Raw genomic sequence first — 21050 nt, 5'->3', positions numbered from 1 at the left:
TTAGACTAAATTAATTACTTACATAAAATTAAACAACAGATAGAAGGTGGTGCAATAACATTGGTTATTGATGAGTTAATAGATGTAATAAATAAACGATTGAGTAACATAGATGAATTAATACTAATGAATGCTAATAACACATTAAAGTTAATTGATTTACAGAACCAATCACTCAATGAGTTGGAAGAACAGACAGAGGATGCACAAGTGTTGAAACAATTAGAGCAACAGATACAACAGTTAAAGAATAATAGAATAATGTTTGTGCTGATGAACAAGTATATAGTGAGCAACAAGTTAGATGATAGAGAAAAAAATATTTTATTAAATATATTGAAGAGATTTTAGCTAATATACGCCCGTCTATTCTTAGAAAAAAGGATGGAACGTTACAGTATAACTTATGCACCGTCGCTCTCTCTAGGCTTATCTTTTGGGCTAGTAGTTTTAGTATTTTGTAGAGGAGGTCTGAAAATTGTCAAGAAAACATATGCCCGTTCATTTAAGAAAAGGAAATAAAACAAGTTTAACACAAGAAGAAAAGCAAAAAGCTAAAGACCAAGAAATTGTGATGGCAAAATGTAAAGACGCTCTTGATAATCCATCAGTATTGTACAAAATGGATGCTAAGACAAAGCAATATTATTACTTCATTTTGCAATGGTTAAAAGATGCAGGTTTATATTCTATTCTATCAAGTATCGACACTATTTCTTTGTACCAAATGGCAAAGGCTCTATATATGACTGATGAATGTGATAAAGAAATTAAGAAATACGGAATGTTTATTGATACTGCTGTAGGTTCTGCAAAAAAACCAAATCCTGCATTAAATGAGCGAAGACAATCACTTAAAACATTTTATTCGATCGCTACTGAATTTGGATTGACTCCATCTAGTAGAGCAGCGCTAGCACAAAATGCTAGTGAATCAGTTTTTATTGAAGGCATTAATCTAAATGGATTAACAGACGGATTAGATAAACTTTTTGAATCGGCAAATGAGGAGGGACTAAATTGAGAACAATGCTTAACTTCAGTGAGAACGGCAAAGAATATGGGATTGATAACATGTTTGTTTGGATGATTTTCGGTGGTTTGGATAATTTAGTTCAAGGTGATAAACGATTCTTTGCTGATAAGGAAGAACTTCAAAACAATGTGAAGTACATTGGTGATTATCTCAACGAGTATGGCAAGGATGCCGTATTCCAAAATAGATGGACCAAACCTGATGCAAAAAAATACTTAGCAATATTATCTAAAATATCAAAGTAGGAGGTGTAAGGTTAAAAATGGGACTTTTTGAATTATTCAACAAGAAAAATGAAGTTGAAGAACGATCCATTTATAGAAGTAATGGACAGGGTTTAGCCATTATTTCATTGCTAGGCGGTTCAAATATAACAGAGGAACAAGCCATGAAAATTCCTTCGTTAGTTGCTTGTTTAAATTTGATTGAGGGAACAATTTCTCAACTTCCAATCTATTTGTATCAAGAAAATGGACAAGATGTTGTGAAGGTACCTGATAAAAGGACAAGGTTTTTAAATGGCGAAGCAAACTATTTCACTGATAGTCAAAACTTTAAAAGGCAAATTGTTAAGGACTACTTATTTTATGGTAAGTCCATTATTTATGTGGAGCGGAAAGGTAACAAAATTCTTTCACTCAACGCACTGAAAACTAAAGACATTCAATTCAAACAGTACACAACAAATGGAATTACTCTTTCAAATATCGAAGTAATTTACAACGGTTTTGCAGGAGACGTTCCAATTAACTACGAAGATATCATAATCATTGATTCAGGTAATGAAGGTATCTTGAAACATGGTGTAGATATTTTAGAATTAGCGCTTGAACAAAATGCTTATTCTAAGAATCTATTAAAGAATGGTGCTTTACCAATTGGTGTTATCCAATCTATGAATCGGCTATCAGAAGCTGCTATCAAAAGATTGCGTGAAGGATGGGAAAGTTTATATGGTGGTGCAAAGAATGCTGGAAAAACTGTCATTCTAGAAGAAGGTATAGAGTATAAACCAATTGCATTAAATCCAGAACAATTACAATTAGCAAACTCAAGAAAAGTTACTAATTCCGATATTTGTAAGCTGTTCGGTATTGACGAGTCATTAATTAATGCAGAGTTCAATAAGTACAGTGCAAACTCTCAACAAAATTTAGCTTACTTACAATACACTTTATCACCGATCATTACTTCAATTGAATCGGCCTTGGATAAATCATTGTTATTAGAAAATGAAAAGGATAATGGGTATTACTTCCGCTTCGATACTTCTGAAATCTTACGGTCCACTGAAAAGGAACGAGTTGAAACAGTAGGTCTTGCAGTTGAAAAAGGATTGTATAGCGTTAACGAAGGTCGAGCAATTCTTGATAAAAATAAGATTCAAAAAGATTATTTTATGTGGTCTCTAGGACACGTACTTTATGACGCTAAAAAAAATGAAATTATAGTGCCTAATATGCTAGGTAAGGTAGGTGATATGAATAATGAAAATGGAACTTAGGTTCAACAAAACTGATATTCAAACGAATGAAGATGGTTCAATGACTGTCAGAGGATATGTAAATAAAACTGAAACTAAGAGCAAAATGCTTGGTCGAAACCAAAAGTTTAAAGAAGTAATTAAACGTGGTGCATGGCAAAAAGCTATAGAAAATGCAAAAGAGATTCATTTTTTAGCAGAGCATGATAATTCAAAAATTCTTGCTTCTACAAGGAATGATTCACTGAAACTTTCTGAAGATGACCAAGGTTTACACATGACTGCAACAATCTCTCCAACATCTTATGGTAAAGACTATTATCAACTAATTAAAGATGGCATTCTACAAAACATGTCATTTGGATTTCGTTCAGTCAAGGATTCTTGGCGTAATATGGGAACGCACTTTGAACGTACTGTTAATGAACTTGATTTATTCGAGGTTTCAGTTGTTCGAGATCCAGCTTATTCAAGCTCTACAATATCTGCTCGAGGAATTGATTTAGTTGAAGATATTGAAATACCAAATATTCAAGAAGTAAAAGAGGTAAAAGATATGAATAAAAAGGCACTCATTGAAAAGAAAAATGATTTGCTTAGCGAGTTAGAAGGAATTGCTGAAACCATTGAAGTTGAAGCACGAGGTCTAACAAATGATGAAGAAACTCGGACTTCAAAATTAAAGTTTGATATTGAAATTCTAAATAAAAAAATTGATGGAAAAGAGGAAATAAATATGATTGAAGTATTAGGTGCAAGTGACACAACTGTAGAAAAACGTGGTTTTGAAGCATTTTTAAAATCACATTTTAATTCTGAAGAAGTTCGTGCAATTACAACAAGTGCAGTTCCAGGACAACTAGTAGTTCCAACAAGTATTGCTGATGAAATTGTAAAGAAGTTAGAAGAAGTTGCTCCATTGTTTAGCCTATCTAAAAAATTCCCATCAGTAAGCGGACGACTTGATGTGTTAAAAGAGACAGATATTGGTGGAGCTCAATGGCTAGATGAAATGGAGAACGCTACAGTTCAAGATTTCGCAATGGAAAAAGTAACATTAGAACAAAAGCGTCTAACTGCTGCTGTTGAACTATCACAGAATATGATTAACGATGCCGGATTTGATATTGTTGCTTATGTTGTAGATTTAGTTGCTCGACGTATTGCTAATGCACTTAACCGTGCAATTATAAATGGTAATGGTGTAAAACAACCACAAGGTTTCTTAACAGCAACATTACCATCTGACTCATATGTTACAACTGCTGCTGTTGGTGCGATTGGCACTGATGATATTTTAGGATTGTTTAACTCTATGAATCCACAGCTAATAGAAGGTGCAGCATTTATTATGAATCGTAGCACTTTTAGTACTGTATCTAAATTGAAAGATGGTAATAACAACTATTACTTGGTAGATATGAAGAATGGTAATGGATACAAGTACTACACTGTTCTTGGATTACCAGTACAAATTTCCGATGCTATGCCTGATATCGCAGGTGGAAATAAAGCAATTGCTCTAGTTAACTTGGGTCGAGCATATGGAACTCTTGTTAAGAAAGGCATTGAAGTAAAACATATTAGTGGAGATACTCAACAAGCACTTCGTGGTTCTCAATTGATCGTTGCTGATATGTATCTTGATGGTAATGTCATCAATGAACAAGCTATTCGACTATTAAAAATTAAATAAGCATAATAATAAATAAAAACTAGAATAAGCCATAAGCCATCATATTAAAATGATGGCTTATTCCATAACATTCTACATTTATTTAAGAATTAAAGTTTTATCCTTATTCGAATCAGGGGTTTGTTCAGTTTTCTTTAAATGGTAATAAACTGTTACTAAAGTTTCATTTCCGCAATATCTAAAATATCTCTTATATTTCTCATGAAAAGAATACCAAAAAATTATATTTATTATTATCAGGAATATAGGGATCTTCAATAAATTAGAATAATCATTTAATAAATCTTTTAGAAAGAAATCTAGAAAAAATAATACTACTATCAAAAATATTTGTAAAAAAGAGATAAAAGATAACGAGCGATAAAAAGTATATTTAGCTAAAAAAGTATCATTCAAACATTTTATATTTTCAGAATAAATTATTATTTTTGACAATTTTTCAAAGAATAACCAATCATCTTTAGGGAAATCAGTATTGTATCTTTTTTTAATAATCATTTTTGATTCATCTAATAAAACTTTATTAGCACCTCTATAATTATCAACGCCAAATTCAAATATTTCTTTAATAAATTTATTCCAAAAATTATTATCTTTTTCAGAATGAACTAAATCAGGTTCTTTTCTTTTTTGCTTCTTTTTCCACCATTCAGTAAATTTCCTGTTTAGAAATTTATCAAAAATTATTTCAAAAATTTCATAATATAATTTTGATAAAACCTTTATAACAATACCCACTAAATAAGCATTAAACAGAAAAAAAACAACGAAAAACAACATATTTTTAGTTAACTCTTTACTTGTTTTTATTAAAATATCAATAAAGAAGATTTCATTAAAATTCATATTAAGGTCTCCAGATATTAAAAATAAAGAAGTAAAAGTAATTCCTGAAAGAAATATAATTCCAGGTATTAGTATTCCGATGATATCAAAAAAATAAAGCTCAATTTTATCCCACATTTTCCCTCCCATGGCACTCCTCCTGTAAAAAAAATCTTTTTGTATGTCAAATCACCATTGATTGTAAAAAATAACAATAAAGTTAATTCTGATGTACCAGTCAGTTAGTCTTACTATTTTATTTGTTATCATAAAATTCCAATTTTATTTAGTGAATTTAAATAACTTACATTATGGGGAAGCAGAGTAATACCAGCATTTGAGTACCTAATTTTGATGTTATCACCATCCCAATCAAAAGGTATTTCCTTTAAGATGTCATGTTCGAGCTTTGTAACAGTAGCAGTCCATAAATACCGTATTAATAAGTCTTTAATAAATTCTATGCTTAGTGTTTTATTCATTGCTTTTTTCTCACAGATCTCGTGGATATATTTACCTTTAGGAATTATATGTTCGTATTCTAGTTCTAATCCTTTAAGTGGATTATTTCTTATTTTTTCTAAGGCGGAAGGGGTAATAAAGTCTGTAGAGTAGAGTTTGTTCTTTTTTGGTAGCTTTCTTGTGGCTAAAAAGATATGAGAGTTTGTTAAAAACTTCCTTTTACCTTCGCTGATTCCTTTCATATAAAGTTCGTCATCGAAGGGTAATTTCATTAAAAAGTCATAATAGCTTTTGGCCAATTCCTCCATAATTTTTTCCCTGTTTTGTTCCATTTTTAAAACCTCCTAATTATTCTTAAATACTCATGTATTCAATATTCCATAAAAAGTAAATTCATCCCTTTATAATTTCCTGCTTTTTTTAAATATTTTTCATCGGAGGTTACAGTTTGAAAACTTCTATATATAATATTTTAAAATCGCGCGATGAAAAAAAGTGAAATTGAGGTAAGGAATATGAAATCTTATTTTGGAATAATAAATGAAGATGTGAAATTACTTAGTCGTGAAGTTTTAGAAATTGGATTAGTACGAACCGAATTTAAATTTGGAAAGCTTACGGTAACAGGAACTAGTAATGTACCTACAGATAGTGCAATTTATAGATTAGCAGATGGAATGAATGCAATTGCGGAGAAGAATATTTCTTCTACATTAAATAATGAAGTATTACAATTTCAATAATAATAAATTTATAATAATATAATAATTCCATGTAAATATTTTCCATATTTTGTTATAATAAATATATATTACATGACAAATGGGGTTGGCACGTAATGGATATAAACATTAAAGAAGTAGCGATATATTTAAGAAAATCAAGAGACGAAACTGATGGTAAAGAGGATGTTCTTGCAAAACATGAATCATTGTTATTGGAGTACATATCCAAAAACAACCTAAAGTATAAAATATATAAAGAGATAGGAAGCTCTGAACACATTGATTCGAGGCCTGAAATGCTTCGATTATTAAAAGATGTGGAACAAGACCTTTATGATGCTGTTTTGGTTGTTGATTTGGATCGTTTGATACGTGGAGACCTCGAAGATATGGGGCGGTTAAGCAGGATTTTCCGAGAGTCAAATACAGTAGTAATTACACCAACCAACAAAGTATATAATTTCAATGATGATGACCAGTCTTTAATTAATAACTTTGAAATGGTCTTTGCAAACCATGAGTATAAGATGATAAAAAAGAGAATGCTTCGTGGTAAAAAGCAAGGAGCAAAAGCAGGTAAATGGACTAACGGATCTCCACCATATCCATACGTGTATAATCGTATAACAAGAGAACTTGATATTGACTCCAAAAAAGCAAAAGTCTATAACCTTATGAAAAAGATGTTTATTGAAGATATGAAGCCTGCACATGAAATTGCATGGGAATTAAATAAACTAGGTATTAAGACAAGTAAGAATGCTGATTGGCATGAAAATTCTATTCGTAGAGTATTAACCAGCGAAGTTCATTTAGGATTAATTATATATGGAAAAACAACAGGTAATAGTCGCAAGACCAAACCAAACGCTCGAGGGGTTCAAGTTAAAGAACGCACAGAGTGGATTGTTGCAAATGGTACTCATCAATCATTAAAAACCGAAGAAGAACATCAAAGAATCTTGACAATTATTGAATCGAGGAGAATTCTTCCAAAAGGTTCAAGGAAAAATATTCAAGTGTTATCGAAATTGCTTTATTGTGGTAAATGCAAAAGGACAAGGTCATTTATAAGTAAACCAAACGGAAAAACTTATGTTCAGACTTGTTTGACGACCGATCGTGTGGGGAACCGTTGTAAAAATAGAGGTATGACCGTTGAAATTATATATGCCCAATTAATGTTTGACCTTGAAGAGTATGAACAGCAATTACTAAATAGTGAATTCCAAAGTAAACAAAGTGATAATTCTACCTTTCAACTAGCACTAAAGAGTAAACAAGAAGAGTTAAACCAAATGGAAACAGGTTTGGAACGAGTAAAGGATTTATATATTGAGGGTTTACTTGATAAAAATCAATTAAAAGCAAAGACGGATAAACTACAATCTCGAATTCAAGATAAAATGGATGAAATACGTTCTATTGAACGATCAATTGCGTTGGCTGATAATGAACGAACTGACGAAGACCGTCTTCAGGCAATTAAACAATTTAAGGAAGCGTGGAACACAGATGATATTAGTAGGAAAGAATTGAACACGCTTGCTAAGGAAATTATTGACAGAATTGAATTAATTCGTGACGGAGATAGCGTACAAATTAATATTGAATTTCATTGACCCGCATTAGTTGTGTGGGTTTTTTTGTCTTCCTCAAATTAAAAATTAAGTAAAAATATGTAATGTTTTGTTTTATAATATAGATATATTTTAAAGAAAGAAGGTAGCAAATTGAGCGTAATATACTGTCCAACATTAATTGAAGAAGGAAATATGTCACTAGATAAATGGCTTGGTTTAATGAAAACTCCTAAAAGAGCAAAATTGTTTCCTAACAACTGCTTTCCATCTGAAGAATATTTGAATGAATACATAAATCGAATACAAGAATTTAGTGATGATGAATTTAAAGATTTATTAAGAATGTTAATTGTTGTCACACAAAGTTACGGTACAGATGAACTGAATAGGAAAATGATGATTGCTGATAAAGGCAACTTGAAAAAATACAGGAGTGAATATTATCGCCGACTTCTCAGGGCTCCATTTGCTTTTGAAGGTTTAACATGGGTTTTAGATCTTCTCGAGCACTCACCAGATAGGGCGTTAGATGTGTTGGATGCATATTATATAGCCAATTTTCTTTATTTACCGGACAACGCTATAACAGGGTTGCTTGATGCTCAAGTTTTAATTAGAGCGCGGTATTTTAAAAATGATTATAGTGTAGATACATTGTTGACACTAAAACCTCGTGAGTTTGAATGTTTAATAGCTAAACTATACAAAAAATTGGGCTATAATGTTACCCTAACTCCTCCTTCAATAGATGGCGGTAAAGATGTTATAGCAGTAAGCAATGTGATAAGTAAAAAGGAGACTTTATATATTGAGTGTAAGAGATATAAAGATAATGTTGAGGTAGATCATCCAAGGAATTTGTTAGGGACAATTACAAGTGCAAAAGTAACAAAGGGAGTATTAATTGGTGCAAAGGGGTTTACTCAAGGGTCAATTAAATTTGTTGATGAAAATTTAAGTCTTGAATTAATAGGTGGAAACGACTTATTAAAATTGCTTGATGAAACGTTAGGCAGAAACTGGTTTGATTTTATTCCAAAGTATATTAGTGAATTTGAGCTTTAATGGTACAACCACTTTTATTAAGGGTAATATAAAAATATTCTCCTTAATAAAAGTGGTTTATAACTATGAATCACCGTGAACTTGAACTGTAACTAAAGACAGACCTAATGAAAGTATAATTGTTTAGCATATGAAAAATTTCCATTCGTTCAACAAGATAAAACTAGAACTGAACTGTTCGCCTTGGAGTCCTTCCAAAAGCCAAAAGGAAGGGGGAAAGGTGGCTTTTTTGTACATAGGCTATTCTTAGGTGGAAGGTATCGTAAAATTACATGCCATTTGTGATACAGTTTGGATAAAGCATTCAAGGAAAAGCGTATCGGGGGAAGGGTTATGAACGAAAGGGATTGGCATATTTTAAAGATGTTGCATGAACACAAGAATATTACTAAAACGGCGCAAAGTTTATATATCTCGCAACCCTCTCTAACGAAACGAATTCAACAAATAGAGAAGGAATTCAATTTAAAGATTGTGGAGCGGGGAACAAGAGGAGTGCAGTTCACCCCTCAAGGGGAGTATCTGGCCATCTGTGCAGATGAGATGCTGATCAGGCTCCGTCAGATAAAAGAGACAGCGTTCAATATGGGTCAGGAGATCAGTGGGACATTACGGCTGGGTGTTTCCAACTATATTACGCTGCATAAATTGCCTGGCCTGTTAAAAATATTCCGTGAGCGATATCCTAAGGTGGATTTCCAGGTGACTACCGGATGGAGTAAAGAAGTACTGAACCTCATTTATAAGGAAGAAGTGCATGTGGGGATCGTTCGGGGGGACTATCAATGGTCCGGGTCAAGGCACCATCTTTTTGAGGAAACGATTTGTATTGCTTCTAAGGAGAAAATAGAGGTCCGGGACCTGCCTTCATTGCCGAGGATCGATTATGGGACCGATGCCCTTTTAAAAACAATGATTGATAATTGGTGGAGAGATAATTTTTCAGGACCTCCTTTGGTGGGGATGGAAGTGGACAAAGGGGATACATGCAAAGAAATGGTCAGGAATGGGTTGGGGTATGGGATTCTTCCTAGCGTTTTATTGGAGAAAGACCAAAATCTTCGTCAATGGGACCTTTTGGATAAGCAAGGTAATCCCCTTATTAGGAATACGTGGATGTTATATCATGAAAAGTCGCTGGAATTAAAACTGGTCAAAGAGTTTGTCCAATTTGTCAAAGGTGTCGATTTCATGAGGGATATTTAAATGAAGCGCAGAAACTTCTGTGCTTTTTCATCATTCCATTTTTGAATGGTTAACGATAATTTATTGGTATTTTAATTATGGTTTTCCCGGCATTATGATAGATGGGAGATATAAATCATCAGGAACTTGCCTATGGAATGGAGAGGAAGTCAAATGAGTGTCCTATTTCTAATCGTATTGAATGTCATTGTGCCGGTCTTTTTCCTTATAGGGGCGGGGTCAATCCTTCATCGTAAATTCAAACTGGATATGAATACGCTGTCTAAATTGAATCACTTCCTGCTCATGCCGGCCATTAGCTTTGTCAATATCTATCAAAGCAATATGGGCGGGGGGATGATCGTCCAGATATTCAGCTTCCTTGCTCTTCAAGCATTAAGCCTAATCATCGTGAGTACAGTGATTGCTAAACTTGCCCGGTTTGATCAAAGTCTTTCTGCCACGTTTAAAAATAGTGTGGTCCTGAATAACTCAGCCAATTTCGGTTTACCCGTCAGCCAGATGGTTTTTCATGGCAATCCTCTTGGCCTGTCGATCCAAGTCATCGTGATCATTTTTCAAAACCTGTTGACCTATACCTATGGATTGATGAATTCCGTTTCCGTCCATACAAAAAGTGCAAAGGGTGCCATTCGTGAGTTTTTGAAGAATCCAGTCATTTATGCTCTATTACTCGGTTTTCTTTTACAGGCCACTTCTTTCGATATTCCTCTGTTCTTATGGACCCCCATCGATAATATCGCGAGTGCTTTCATAGCGATTGCCCTGATTACATTGGGTGCTCAGAGTGCCTACTTGAAAATTACGCATTTCCCGCTTCCGCTTATCCTTAGCTTGATTGGACGATTAATACTCTCACCATCCATCGCATACCTTATCATTCTCATGCTGGGATTGGAAGGGACTGTCGCTCAGGGATTATTCATCGCAAGCTCATTTCCAACATCAAGAAACAGCGCATTATTCGCTTTGGAATATGATAACCATCCGGAATATGCGGCACAGGCGGTCTTGATGTCGACGTTATTCAGCAGTATAACGGTAACGATGGTCGTATATCTATCAAAAATACTATTTTAGCAGGGCTGCCCTCATGGGCAGTCTTTTCCCAATGTCTCCCCATAAAACTTTATGAACAATATGGAGATTATGGAATTTATGTATTTTAGGTGGATAATTAAAGATGTGGAAGATATTTTTGTAGAATTAAGAAAACGCTTTCAAAGGAGGATTCATATGTTTTCTCGTAAAAAGATTTCTGCAGTCATATTGGCAGGTTCGTTAGCTTTAAGTTTAGGTGCATGCAGCAGTGCGGATACATCGGGAGAAAAGAAAGAAAGTACAGGTTATCCGAAAAAGGCCATAACGATCGTTGCTCCGTCGGGTGCAGGCGGGGGATGGGATTTAACCGCCCGTTCATTTACAAAGGTCTTGGGTGAGACAAAACTGGTGGACCAGCCATTAACCGTCGAAAACAAACCCGGTGGCGGGGGTGCTGTCTTCATGGCGGATTATGCAACACAGCAAGCGGATAATAATGACATGCTGTTCGTGAATTCACCGCCTGTCATCATCAATAACCTTAAAAAAGAGGGTAACAGTCCTTATGGATATAAAAATACGACTCCTTTGGCGCAGCTGACAAAGGATTATGGAGCGATAGTGGTAAAGGCGGATTCTGAATTCAAGGATTTGAAATCAGTGCTGGAAGTGGTGAAGAAAGATCCGCGTAAGTTAACTTTTGCAGGAGGATCGGCTCCGGGATCCATGGATCATTTGATTTCCATTCTTCCAGCCTATGAATATGGTTTGAATCCAACAGAACTTAAGTACGTCTCGTACGACGGTGGCGGGGAAGCGATTACGGCATTGCTTGGTGGAAATGCGGATGTAATCGGAACGGATGCATCAAGTGTCAGGGAATTTTTAAAGGCAGGAAAGATTAGAGTGTTGGCCGTAACCTCGACTGAACGTTTGGGTGGAGATCTAAAAGACATACCGACTGCAAAGGAACAGGGTGTTGATGCGGAATTCACGATTTGGAGAGGCGTTTTTGGACCTCAGAATATGTCCGAGGAAGCGAAAACCTTTTGGGACGGATCCATTGCAAAGTTAGTAGAAACTTCTGAATGGAAAAAGGAAGTGGAAGTTCAAGGATGGGAACAAGAATATAAAAATAGTGAGGAATTCAGCAAGTTTTTAGAAGAACAGGAGAAACAGGTGCAGCAATTATTGGAAGCTTTAGGCATGGAAAAATAATGGAGAAGAAGGAGGTGCTTTCACCTTCTTCTTATTTTCTGAAATGGAGGGATAAGGATGGACGTGAAATTTGATCGCTTTGCATCTGTAGCCTTTCTGGCTGTCGGAGTGCTGTTTATGATTGGAAGCAGGAAACTGGCCAGTTCTTCTTATGGAAGTTCGGTAGGACCGGACATTTTCCCTTTTGTACTGGGACTCGTCCTTGCTGCTTTAAGCATTCGCCTGTTCTATGAGTCATATCGGGGCAAGAGGCAGGAATCGAGTAAGGAAAAGTTTGAATATAAGCCCTTTATCATCATTGTACTCTCCACATTGATTTATATTTTGACATTGGAAACGATAGGATATGTCATTACGACCTTCCTCTTTTTGTTTGTTTGCTTTCAAACGATGGAACGGAATAAGTGGGTGACATCGCTCATCATATCCGCAGGGTTTTCCGGAATCATCTATTTTTTATTCGTGAATGTTTTAAAGGGAACACTGCCGGGTTGGCCAATCTGGTTTTCATAAAAGGAAGGGGGATGGCAAGTGGGCACTTTTGATTATTTAATTCAAGGATTTGAAACGGCACTTACTTGGTATAATATACTTTTTGCATTTGTCGGAGTATTGATTGGAACGGCAGTCGGCGTCTTGCCGGGAATCGGGCCGATGAGCGGTGTGGCTCTTTTAATTCCGGTAACTGCTTCCATTACAGGTGGACTTCCACCAGAGCAAGCGGCGACAAGCGCCATCATTTTACTTGCTGGTGTTTATTATGGAGCGATGTATGGAGGGTCGACAACTTCGATCTTATTGAATACACCGGGCGAATCTTCTTCTGTCGTCACCACATTGGATGGCTACCAAATGGCGAAGAAGGGCAGAGCGGGGAGTGCTTTATCCATTTCGGCCATCGGTTCTTTCGTTGGAGGGATCGTCACCCTTATCGCCATGATTGCCTTAGCTCAGCCATTATCGACGATTGCCATCAAATTCGGTCCGGCTGAGTATTTTTCGCTCATGCTTCTAGGGCTGGCGGCTGTCAGTGGTCTCGCGGGAAAATCCGTAACCAAGGCACTGATCATGACAGTTTGTGGTTTGTTGATCGCGACGATCGGCATTGATAATGTATCAGGTATCGCCCGTTTTACATTCGATATACCATGGCTATATCAAGGGGTCGAATTCCTGACGATTGCAGTGGGACTATTCGCCCTTGGAGAAGTATTCAAGACAATCTTGGAAAAAGAAGAGGAAGATGGGGAAATCGCGAAGATCAATAATTTGATTCCTTCCAAAGAAGAATTCAAGGAATCTGCGGGTCCCATTGCCCGGGGATCGCTCTTGGGTTTCTTTGTAGGAATCCTGCCTGGTGCAGGGGCCACTCTTGCTTCTTTCTTCTCATACCTTATGGAAAAACGGATCTCAAAAAAACCTGGGAAATTTGGTACGGGGACGATCGCTGGAGTGGCTGGACCTGAAACGGCCAATAACGCGGCATCCGGGGGGGCGATGATCCCATTATTGACGCTGGGAATTCCAGGTTCCGGTACAACGGCCATTTTAATGGGGGCGCTCATGATGTACAATGTCCAGCCTGGTCCATTATTATTCGAGGATCATCCTCAGGTGGCCTGGGGTCTCATCGCCAGTATGTTCATTGGGAATTTGATGCTCCTCATCCTTAATCTCCCGCTCGTTAAGGTTTTTGCGAAAATCATTGAAACGCCAAAGAAATATTTGATTCCGATCATTATCGCGATTTCCATTTTTGGCGTTTATGCGGTACAAGTATCGACTTATGATTTATTGCTATTATTAGGATGCGGGGTCTTGGGATATTTCTTAAGTAAAAATGATTATCCAATCGCCCCATTGGTATTAGGGCTGGTTTTAGGACCGATGATAGAAAATAATATGCGCAGGGCATTGACGATATCCGATGGGGATTACAGCTTGTTTTTCACTCGGCCGCTTTCCCTGACCTTCCTGATTGTAACGGCATTATGGTTGCTCATTCCGGTTTTACTTAAGAAGAGAGGGAAGGATGTTGTCATCAATATTGAAGGTTAATGCATATTTTCTGAATGTTATGAAAAAAACCCCTTTTTTGAAGGGGGTTTTTTTTATATGATGTAGAAGAGGTGATTGAATGCGTTTACACACAAAGTTGATGCTGGGCATCTGTACGTTAATCATCTTAATGGGTGGAATCTTTGAAGTTCTTTTTATAAATATCTTAGAAAATAACCTGAAACAGGAAACAGGGGAAAAAGCATTGTCGGTTGCCCAGACCATTTCTTTGCTGCCTGAAATTAAACAAGCTTTTCGAAATGATAATCCTTCAGTAATCATTCAGCCCATTGCGGAAAAGATTCGCAGGCAGATCGATGCGGAATTTATAGTAATAGGAGATGAGAATGAAAAACGGCTGTCCCATCCAGATCCTAATTTGATCGGGAAGAAAATGGTAGGGGGAGATAATGGCGAGGTTTGGAATGGGAAATCCATCATCACGGAGTCAACTGGGACATTGGGTCCTTCCATAAGGGGGAAATCCCCGATAATGGCAAATGGAAAAGTCATTGGAGTAGTCTCTGTTGGCTACCTTCAGGATGATATTGAAAAAGAAGTGTCCAGAATACAAAGAAAGATAGTATGGACCATCTCTTTTATCTTAATCGGAGGTCTATTGATAGCCTTTTTCATTTCATTCAATATAAAAAAGGCGATATTGGGACTGGAGCCAAAAGAGATTGCCTGGATGTTTCAAGAGAAGCATGCCATTTTGGAATCGATTCATGAAGGTATCATTGCCATTGATGTTCATGGGAGAATCACCGTCGTCAATGAAACGGCGCATAAAATCCTACATATCCCTAAAGACATCATGCTTCGCGGGCAAAAAATTGAAGAAGTCATAACGCATACACATTTGCTTGATGTAGTCAGCACAGCACAGGCCGAGTATGATCAGGAATTCATGATTGACGGTGAAGTTTTTTTGGCTAGCCGGATTCCCATTTTGAATGGACAGGGTAAAGTCATCGGTGCGGTTGCAAGTTTGAGGAATAAATCTGAACTATCCAATCTCCTTCAAGAACTATCACATGTAAAGGCTTATGCAGAAGGGCTGAGGGCCCAGACACATGAATATTCCAATCGGCTTTATACTTTACTAGGTTTGATTCAACTGGGTTCCCATAAAGAAGCGATGGATTTCATATCGAAGGAAGTCGATGTTACCCAAGGCTTCATTCACTTTCTGATGAAGGAAGTTCCTGATCCGATTATTGCTGGGTTCATCCTAGGGAAGGTAAGTTTAGCCAGCGAGCTGAAAATTGATTTTACAATTGATAGAGAGAGCAGTTTTAAGGATATTCCGTCCGAAATAGATCGGGATTTATTAGTTACGATCATCGGCAACCTTATCAATAATGCCTTCGAAGCTGTACGGGAAAACGAAAGGGAGGAAAAAAGGGTTTCGTTATTCGTCACGGACTTGGGTAAAGAGCTGATCATCGAAGTTGAAGATAATGGAAGAGGAATGAATTCTGATGTTACCGAACGGATTTTCCAGAACGGTTTTACGACGAAAAATCATCAAACCAATTCAGGTATAGGGTTGAGCCTAGTTCAGGAAGCAATTGATGGATTAGGGGGATCTATTACTTTTTCGACGAAAGAAGGGGAATATACGATCTTTACCGTAGCCATACCAAAAAACAGAGGGGTGATTAAATGAAGGCACATCGCGATATAGAAGTTTTGATCGTAGAAGATGACTTACGGATTGCCGAGATACAAAAGCTATTCATCAAAAAAATCGAGGGGTTTCAAACGGTCGGGATCGCATCAAGTTATGTCGAGGCTAAAAGCTTCATTGAAATCATGCAGCCGGATCTATTACTGCTCGATATGTACTTTCCGGATATGAATGGGCTCGATATCTTGAAAGAGATCAAGCAGCAAAGCAAACAAATGGATGTCATTATGATAACGGCAGCTAAAGAAATCGAAAAAGTCCAGGAAGCCATCAAAATCGGCATATTTGATTATATTATCAAGCCTGTCGCATTTGAGCGTTTCAAGCAGTCCTTGTGCCGATATCAAGAGTATTATATAAAATTGTCTGAAATGGAAAAGGGCAATTTCCCCGTAACGCAGCAACAGGTTGATAAGCTTTTACGGAAGGAAATGAATGAAAAGGAAAGGGAAATGACTTCACTGCCAAAAGGGATCGATCGGATGACCTTGGAGAAGGTGATGGTTGTGTTGGGGAAAGCCTCCCCTGGGTTAACTGCCGAGATAGTGGCAAAGGAAATCGGGGTGAGTAGGACAACGGCAAGACGTTATCTTGAACACTTGATATCCGAGGATAAAATTGATGCCGATTTAACCTATGGCACGGTAGGCCGGCCTGAACGGGTTTACGCCATCAGGTTTTGAATGGGTTCGCCAGGTGGCGGATCTTTTTTTGTGTTTAATCGAATAAATATTTGGCTCGGTATTGGGATATTGGAATTTGAATAAACGTGGTTTGGTTGATGGGATTTTTGTTTCTTGAGGGGTAAAAATGATGAAAAAGGAAAAAATACGTGTGAAAAGTGATGAAGTAGACAAGTATATGACATTTGTCATGCCAGCAAATTGACGTTTATGACTATAGAAGATCGGTTATTAATCCTATACTTAAGGAACAAATGCTGCCAAGGCATAACTAAAGTTTGCGAAATATGCAAGCTAACCAATCAATTAAAACACTCCAAGTTCTATATAAAATATATGAGGAGGAAATCATGAGTAATCATAAACAATTGAGAAAAGATATTGCCCCTTTTGAAAAATCCAATACTAAATCAAGTGTGAAACAGCTTATAAATACATTTCCGCCATTTTTCCTGTTATGGTTTTTAGCTTATCAAAGCTTAACCATTTCATACTGGCTGACCCTTGCATTGGCCGTCCTGGCTTCAGGATTCGTAGTCAGGATTTTCATCATTTTCCATGATTGCTGTCATCAATCGTTTTTCAAAAGCAGGAAAGCGAATAGCATCCTGGGTACAATCAGTGGAATCGTTACATTATTTCCTTATGAGCAATGGAAGCATAGCCATTCCATACATCATGCCACAAGCAGTAATTTAAACAAACGCGGTACAGGAGATATTTGGATCATGACCGTTGATGAATATATAGCCGCTTCATTCTGGGGGCGTCTGGCTTACCGTTTATATAGAAATCCGATCGTCATGTTTGGATTAGGTCCATTTTATCTATTTCTTGTATCGAATCGTCTGAATAAAAAAGGCGCTAAAAAGAAGGAACGGATGAATACGTATTTGACAAATGCCGCAATCGTGGCAATTTATGGTCTTTTATGCTTGGCTATCGGATGGCAGGCATTCCTGATGATCCAGGTACCGATGCTTTTTGTAACGGGATCACTGGGCATCTGGTTGTTTTATGTACAGCATCAGTTCGAAGATTCTTATTTCGAAGAGGAATCGGAATGGGATTACGTGAAGGCTGCCATTGATGGAAGTTCTTATTATAAGCTTCCAAAGGTTTTGCAATGGGTAACCGGTAATATCGGTTTCCACCACGTGCATCATCTTAGTCCAAGGGTGCCGAACTATAATCTGGAAAAAGTCCATGATTCCACCCTGCCTTTGCAGCAGGCAACGACAATCACCCTTAGTTCAAGTTTAAGATCGCTTCGCTTCCGCCTTTATGATGGAGAAAACAAGACGTTTGTAAGTTTTAAAGAGATTAAGGAACGTCTAAATGAAACAAAATCAAAGGTGGAAATCAATAATAAACGTCCAAGTCTTCAAGAAAAATAAATAGTTCATCAAAAAACCATTCAATTTCCATTGGGTGGTTTTTTGATGAAACTCCTTAGTATATACTAGGGTAAAAAGAAATAGAGGCGGCGCCATGCAAAGTTGGTATCATATCTTTCCCAAGAACACAGGGCTGAGCCCTTATGTCTGGATCATTTTTTGTATCTTACCTTTTTATTTCATTTTCAAATCTTCTTCGATGTTGGAGATTGTCTTTGGAATCGTCATGATCATTTTGTTTTTCATATCATATGGTCTCTCATTCGTTTCGAAGGGATGGCCCGTATACGTATGGACGGCGATACAAATAGTCATATCCATATCCATGACCATATTTTTCAGCTACATTTACTTTTCGCTTTTCTTAGCATTCTTTATTGGGAATGTTCAAAATAAGGTCGGATTTTTCGTATTGTATTCGATTCAGCTATTAGCTACCATCGTGTCTGTCAATATTGGATTCATCATGAAGGATCCTACCTTCTTTTCGCAATTTCCCTTTATGCTCATTTGTGTAGTGGGCGTGATCCTTCTCCCATTCAACACATATAATCGGAATAAACGGGATAGGCTTGAAGAACAATTGGAAGATGCTAATAAAAGAATATCCGAGCTTGGCAAAATGGAAGAACGTCAGCGGATTGCCCGTGACTTACATGATACACTTGGACAAAAACTTTCTTTGATTGGCTTGAAAAGTGACCTTGCAGGGAAATTGATTGATTTAAATCCGGATTCGGCTAAGAAGGAAATCAAGGATATCCGTCAAACGGCGAGGACGGCACTCAAGGAAGTGCGGGAAATGGTGTCGGAAATGCGTGGGGCCAAATTAAGTGATGAAATCATCCGGGTCAAGCAAATATTGAAAGCGGCAGAGATAGATTTCAATTTGGAAGGCACTGCGGAATTGCAAGATACCCCATTGCTTGTTGAAACGGTTTTAAGCATGTGCTTGAAAGAAGCTGTGACCAATATCGTCAAACATAGCCGGGCCGACTCCTGTAATATTGTCATCGAGGAATTACAGACTGGAGTGACGATCAAAGTCCAGGATAATGGAGTGGGGCTTTCACATAAATCAGAGTTTTATAAAGGCAATGGACTTCAAGGTATGAAAGAAAGGCTTGAATTCGTTAATGGCAGCCTGGATATTAAATCAACTGAGGGAACTACACTTTATATAAGGGTTCCGAATGCTATAAAAAATAATGGATAGGTGGGGGATTAACATTGATTCGAATCGTAATCGCTGAAGATCAGCGGATGCTGCTTGGTGCGCTAGGTTCTATCCTTGATTTGGAAGAGGATATGGAAGTTGTCGGAAAAGCGAGCAATGGGGAAGAAGCAATGAATCTTGTCAATCGTTTAAAGCCGGATATCTGCATTACGGATATTGAAATGCCAGTCAAAACCGGGCTCGATGTAGCGGAAGAGATCAAGGATCAGGGCCACCAATGCAAAGTCATCATTTTAACCACTTTTGCACGCCCTGGGTATTTTGAAAGAGCTAGAAAGGCCGAGGTAGGTGGATATCTGCTGAAGGATAGTCCAAGTGAGGAACTCGCAAACTCGATTCGTGTCATCATGGATGGTCGGCGAATTTATGCTCCTGAGCTGGTGGATATGGCTTTTGAAGAAGAAAACCCTTTGACTGAACGAGAGAGCCAAGTGCTTGAATTGATTGCAGATGGCAAGACAACAAAGGAAATCGCCAGCCAGCTTTATCTGACCAATGGAACGGTTCGTAATTATATTTCGGTCATTCTTGATAAATTGGAGGTAAGCAATCGCGTTGAAGCTATTGTAAGATTCAAGGAAAAGGGCTGGTCGAAAGATTAATCCAAGGTGATCCCGTTTGGCGCGAATGGTGTATCGACTTCGCAAATCAAAAAAACACAGTGTTGGGATCAGGATATGGTATATTAATTTTTATTACATATAGGAAGGAGATGACCATTATGCAAAAAGCTACATTTGCTGGAGGCTGTTTTTGGTGCATGGTGACACCATTTGAAGAACAACCAGGGATTGGGGGAATCGTATCCGGTTATACAGGAGGACAGGTCGAAAACCCGACTTACGAGGAAGTGAAGACGGGCACTACGGGACATTATGAAGTCGTTGAAATCACTTTCGACCCTCTGTTATTTCCTTATGAAAGACTGCTGGAACTATATTGGCAGCAAATCGATCCAACCGACGATGGTGGTCAATTCCATGACAGGGGAAGCCAGTATCGAACAGCCATCTTCTATCATGATGAAGTTCAAGAGAAACTGGCTCTTGAGGCAAAAGAAAAGGTAGCAGCCAGCGGGAAGTTCCAGAAACCCATCGTAACGGAAATCCTTCCGGCCCAAACTTTTTATCCTGCCGAAGAATACCATCAAGGCTACCATAAAAAAAACAAAGAAGATTATAAAGCGGACCGTGCGAAATCAGGACGCGATGAATTCATTGATCAACATTGGATTGCTGAATAATCATTATTAAACGATCCAGTTGTTTTCAGAAATCCGCTTCCTTTCCGCCGTTTTTCTGCCAAGCCACATCAAAGCAAGCGTCTGTGGGGTATCGGCTAGCCAGTTATTCGGCAGGAGTGTCGCAAATTTCTTCAAACTAGTGAGAGGTTCATCCCATATAAAGCAAAACATTGACTATGGAAATATTCCATAGTCTTTTTATTATGGTTAACCATTGATATATAGGCATTTATTATTTAGCTATACGGAAATTCTTACGATTATGACGAACCTATCGGACTTTACTTTTCACATCCGCTTCTTTTTGGTCTTTTATAGGCCTTGATTCCCTTAGTCCGGATATTTTAAATAAAGTCGTTTTTTCATGGGGTTTTTTTGCGGACGGCTCAATTTCTCATG

Annotated in this window: 22 protein-coding genes; 19 read left to right on the top strand and 3 right to left on the bottom strand. The window is 37.3% G+C overall.

The features are described from left to right. Positions 1–60: 60 nt before the first annotated feature. The 5 genes from QUF78_RS25750 (at position 61) to QUF78_RS25730 (ending at position 4215) form a co-directional block, all read left to right on the top strand. Complete coding sequence (locus tag QUF78_RS25750) at positions 61–351, top strand: peptidase M23 (protein WP_289326922.1); 291 nt, start codon at positions 61–63, stop codon at positions 349–351. Between the two features lie 127 nt (positions 352–478). Then, positions 479–1024, top strand: a complete 546-nt coding sequence (locus QUF78_RS25745; protein ID WP_289326921.1) for a P27 family phage terminase small subunit — start codon at positions 479–481, stop codon at positions 1022–1024. Beyond that, positions 1021–1281 (top strand): hypothetical protein, encoded by a 261-nt coding sequence (locus tag QUF78_RS25740; protein WP_289326920.1) that lies wholly within the window; start codon positions 1021–1023, stop codon positions 1279–1281. Before QUF78_RS25745 ends, QUF78_RS25740 begins: the two co-directional genes overlap by 4 nt. Before the next feature lie 17 nt (positions 1282–1298). After that, positions 1299–2540: a phage portal protein gene (locus QUF78_RS25735; protein WP_289326919.1), complete on the top strand. Its 1242-nt coding sequence runs from the start codon at positions 1299–1301 to the stop codon at positions 2538–2540. Beyond that, positions 2524–4215 (top strand): phage major capsid protein, encoded by a 1692-nt coding sequence (locus QUF78_RS25730; RefSeq protein WP_289326918.1) that lies wholly within the window; start codon positions 2524–2526, stop codon positions 4213–4215. The genes QUF78_RS25735 and QUF78_RS25730 overlap by 17 nt, the downstream gene beginning before the upstream one ends. Before the next feature lie 78 nt (positions 4216–4293). Here QUF78_RS25730 and QUF78_RS25725 read toward each other — a convergent pair whose 3' ends face one another. After that, positions 4294–5190 carry a hypothetical protein gene (locus tag QUF78_RS25725; protein ID WP_289326917.1) on the bottom strand — a complete coding sequence of 299 codons (897 nt, stop codon included), beginning with the start codon at positions 5188–5190 and terminating at the stop codon, positions 4294–4296. 116 nt (positions 5191–5306) lie between these two features. After that, the gene (locus QUF78_RS25720; RefSeq protein ID WP_289326916.1) at positions 5307–5834 is read right to left on the bottom strand and encodes a hypothetical protein; all 528 of its coding nucleotides are present in this window, start codon (positions 5832–5834) and stop codon (positions 5307–5309) included. Positions 5835–5987: 153 nt separating this feature from the next. Between QUF78_RS25720 and QUF78_RS25715 the strand changes: the two genes are divergently transcribed. From QUF78_RS25715 to msrA, 14 genes are all read left to right on the top strand, one after another. Further along, complete coding sequence (locus QUF78_RS25715; RefSeq protein ID WP_289326915.1) at positions 5988–6245, top strand: acyl-CoA thioester hydrolase; 258 nt, start codon at positions 5988–5990, stop codon at positions 6243–6245. Positions 6246–6340: 95 nt separating this feature from the next. Further along, positions 6341–7849, top strand: a complete 1509-nt coding sequence (locus QUF78_RS25710) for a recombinase family protein (protein WP_289326914.1) — start codon at positions 6341–6343, stop codon at positions 7847–7849. 111 nt (positions 7850–7960) lie between these two features. Continuing rightward, a complete protein-coding gene (locus QUF78_RS25705) occupies positions 7961–8875 on the top strand; it encodes a restriction endonuclease (RefSeq protein WP_289326913.1) in 915 nt (304 codons plus the stop codon). A 333-nt stretch (positions 8876–9208) separates the two neighbouring features. Then, positions 9209–10081, top strand: coding sequence for a LysR family transcriptional regulator (locus QUF78_RS25700; protein ID WP_289326912.1), 873 nt, complete (start codon positions 9209–9211; stop codon positions 10079–10081). Between the two features lie 153 nt (positions 10082–10234). Then, complete coding sequence (locus QUF78_RS25695) at positions 10235–11161, top strand: AEC family transporter (RefSeq protein WP_289326911.1); 927 nt, start codon at positions 10235–10237, stop codon at positions 11159–11161. Positions 11162–11317: 156 nt separating this feature from the next. After that, positions 11318–12340: a Bug family tripartite tricarboxylate transporter substrate binding protein gene (locus QUF78_RS25690; protein ID WP_289326910.1), complete on the top strand. Its 1023-nt coding sequence runs from the start codon at positions 11318–11320 to the stop codon at positions 12338–12340. A gap of 57 nt (positions 12341–12397) precedes the next feature. Beyond that, on the top strand, positions 12398–12853 hold the full coding sequence (locus tag QUF78_RS25685; RefSeq protein ID WP_289314445.1) for a tripartite tricarboxylate transporter TctB family protein: 456 nt from the start codon (positions 12398–12400) through the stop codon (positions 12851–12853). A gap of 18 nt (positions 12854–12871) precedes the next feature. Then, positions 12872–14398, top strand: coding sequence for a tripartite tricarboxylate transporter permease (locus tag QUF78_RS25680; RefSeq protein ID WP_289314446.1), 1527 nt, complete (start codon positions 12872–12874; stop codon positions 14396–14398). Positions 14399–14477: 79 nt separating this feature from the next. Continuing rightward, a complete protein-coding gene (locus QUF78_RS25675; protein ID WP_289326909.1) occupies positions 14478–16070 on the top strand; it encodes an ATP-binding protein in 1593 nt (530 codons plus the stop codon). Continuing rightward, entirely contained in the window at positions 16067–16774 is a 708-nt protein-coding gene (locus tag QUF78_RS25670) for a response regulator (RefSeq protein ID WP_289326908.1), read from the top strand. Before QUF78_RS25675 ends, QUF78_RS25670 begins: the two co-directional genes overlap by 4 nt. A gap of 350 nt (positions 16775–17124) precedes the next feature. Then, positions 17125–18171: a Delta(5) desaturase DesA gene (gene desA / locus QUF78_RS25665; protein WP_289326907.1), complete on the top strand. Its 1047-nt coding sequence runs from the start codon at positions 17125–17127 to the stop codon at positions 18169–18171. 94 nt (positions 18172–18265) lie between these two features. After that, a complete protein-coding gene (locus QUF78_RS25660; protein ID WP_289326906.1) occupies positions 18266–19387 on the top strand; it encodes a sensor histidine kinase in 1122 nt (373 codons plus the stop codon). A gap of 14 nt (positions 19388–19401) precedes the next feature. Beyond that, positions 19402–20010 (top strand): response regulator transcription factor, encoded by a 609-nt coding sequence (locus QUF78_RS25655; protein ID WP_289314451.1) that lies wholly within the window; start codon positions 19402–19404, stop codon positions 20008–20010. A gap of 119 nt (positions 20011–20129) precedes the next feature. Then, the gene (gene msrA / locus QUF78_RS25650; protein ID WP_289326905.1) at positions 20130–20651 is read left to right on the top strand and encodes a peptide-methionine (S)-S-oxide reductase MsrA; all 522 of its coding nucleotides are present in this window, start codon (positions 20130–20132) and stop codon (positions 20649–20651) included. Between the two features lie 6 nt (positions 20652–20657). On the opposite strand, the gene QUF78_RS25645 is transcribed toward msrA, so the two are convergent. After that, positions 20658–20786 carry a hypothetical protein gene (locus QUF78_RS25645; RefSeq protein WP_289326904.1) on the bottom strand — a complete coding sequence of 43 codons (129 nt, stop codon included), beginning with the start codon at positions 20784–20786 and terminating at the stop codon, positions 20658–20660. Positions 20787–21050 lie beyond the last annotated feature (264 nt).

It is taken from the genome of Peribacillus sp. ACCC06369 (genome assembly GCF_030348945.1).
Classification (GTDB): Bacteria; Bacillota; Bacilli; order Bacillales; family DSM-1321; genus Peribacillus.
Note: the sequence above shows the minus strand (reverse complement) of the source record. Positions and strands in the feature narration are given on the sequence as shown.

What these genes read in the sequence shown, in the direction of transcription:
- QUF78_RS25735 (WP_289326919.1), top strand. Translation starts at nt 1,299, where the DNA reads ATGGGACTTTTTGAATTATTCAACAAGAAAAATGAAGTTGAAGAACGA.
- QUF78_RS25730 (WP_289326918.1), top strand. Translation starts at nt 2,524, where the DNA reads ATGAAAATGGAACTTAGGTTCAACAAAACTGATATTCAAACGAATGAA.
- QUF78_RS25725 (WP_289326917.1), bottom strand. Translation starts at nt 5,190, where the DNA reads ATGGGAGGGAAAATGTGGGATAAAATTGAGCTTTATTTTTTTGATATC.
- QUF78_RS25720 (WP_289326916.1), bottom strand. Translation starts at nt 5,834, where the DNA reads ATGGAACAAAACAGGGAAAAAATTATGGAGGAATTGGCCAAAAGCTAT.
- QUF78_RS25715 (WP_289326915.1), top strand. Translation starts at nt 5,988, where the DNA reads ATGAAAAAAAGTGAAATTGAGGTAAGGAATATGAAATCTTATTTTGGA.
- QUF78_RS25710 (WP_289326914.1), top strand. Translation starts at nt 6,341, where the DNA reads ATGGATATAAACATTAAAGAAGTAGCGATATATTTAAGAAAATCAAGA.
- QUF78_RS25700 (WP_289326912.1), top strand. Translation starts at nt 9,209, where the DNA reads ATGAACGAAAGGGATTGGCATATTTTAAAGATGTTGCATGAACACAAG.
- QUF78_RS25695 (WP_289326911.1), top strand. Translation starts at nt 10,235, where the DNA reads ATGAGTGTCCTATTTCTAATCGTATTGAATGTCATTGTGCCGGTCTTT.
- QUF78_RS25690 (WP_289326910.1), top strand. Translation starts at nt 11,318, where the DNA reads ATGTTTTCTCGTAAAAAGATTTCTGCAGTCATATTGGCAGGTTCGTTA.
- QUF78_RS25685 (WP_289314445.1), top strand. Translation starts at nt 12,398, where the DNA reads ATGGACGTGAAATTTGATCGCTTTGCATCTGTAGCCTTTCTGGCTGTC.
- QUF78_RS25675 (WP_289326909.1), top strand. Translation starts at nt 14,478, where the DNA reads ATGCGTTTACACACAAAGTTGATGCTGGGCATCTGTACGTTAATCATC.
- QUF78_RS25670 (WP_289326908.1), top strand. Translation starts at nt 16,067, where the DNA reads ATGAAGGCACATCGCGATATAGAAGTTTTGATCGTAGAAGATGACTTA.
- desA (WP_289326907.1), top strand. Translation starts at nt 17,125, where the DNA reads ATGAGTAATCATAAACAATTGAGAAAAGATATTGCCCCTTTTGAAAAA.
- QUF78_RS25660 (WP_289326906.1), top strand. Translation starts at nt 18,266, where the DNA reads ATGCAAAGTTGGTATCATATCTTTCCCAAGAACACAGGGCTGAGCCCT.
- msrA (WP_289326905.1), top strand. Translation starts at nt 20,130, where the DNA reads ATGCAAAAAGCTACATTTGCTGGAGGCTGTTTTTGGTGCATGGTGACA.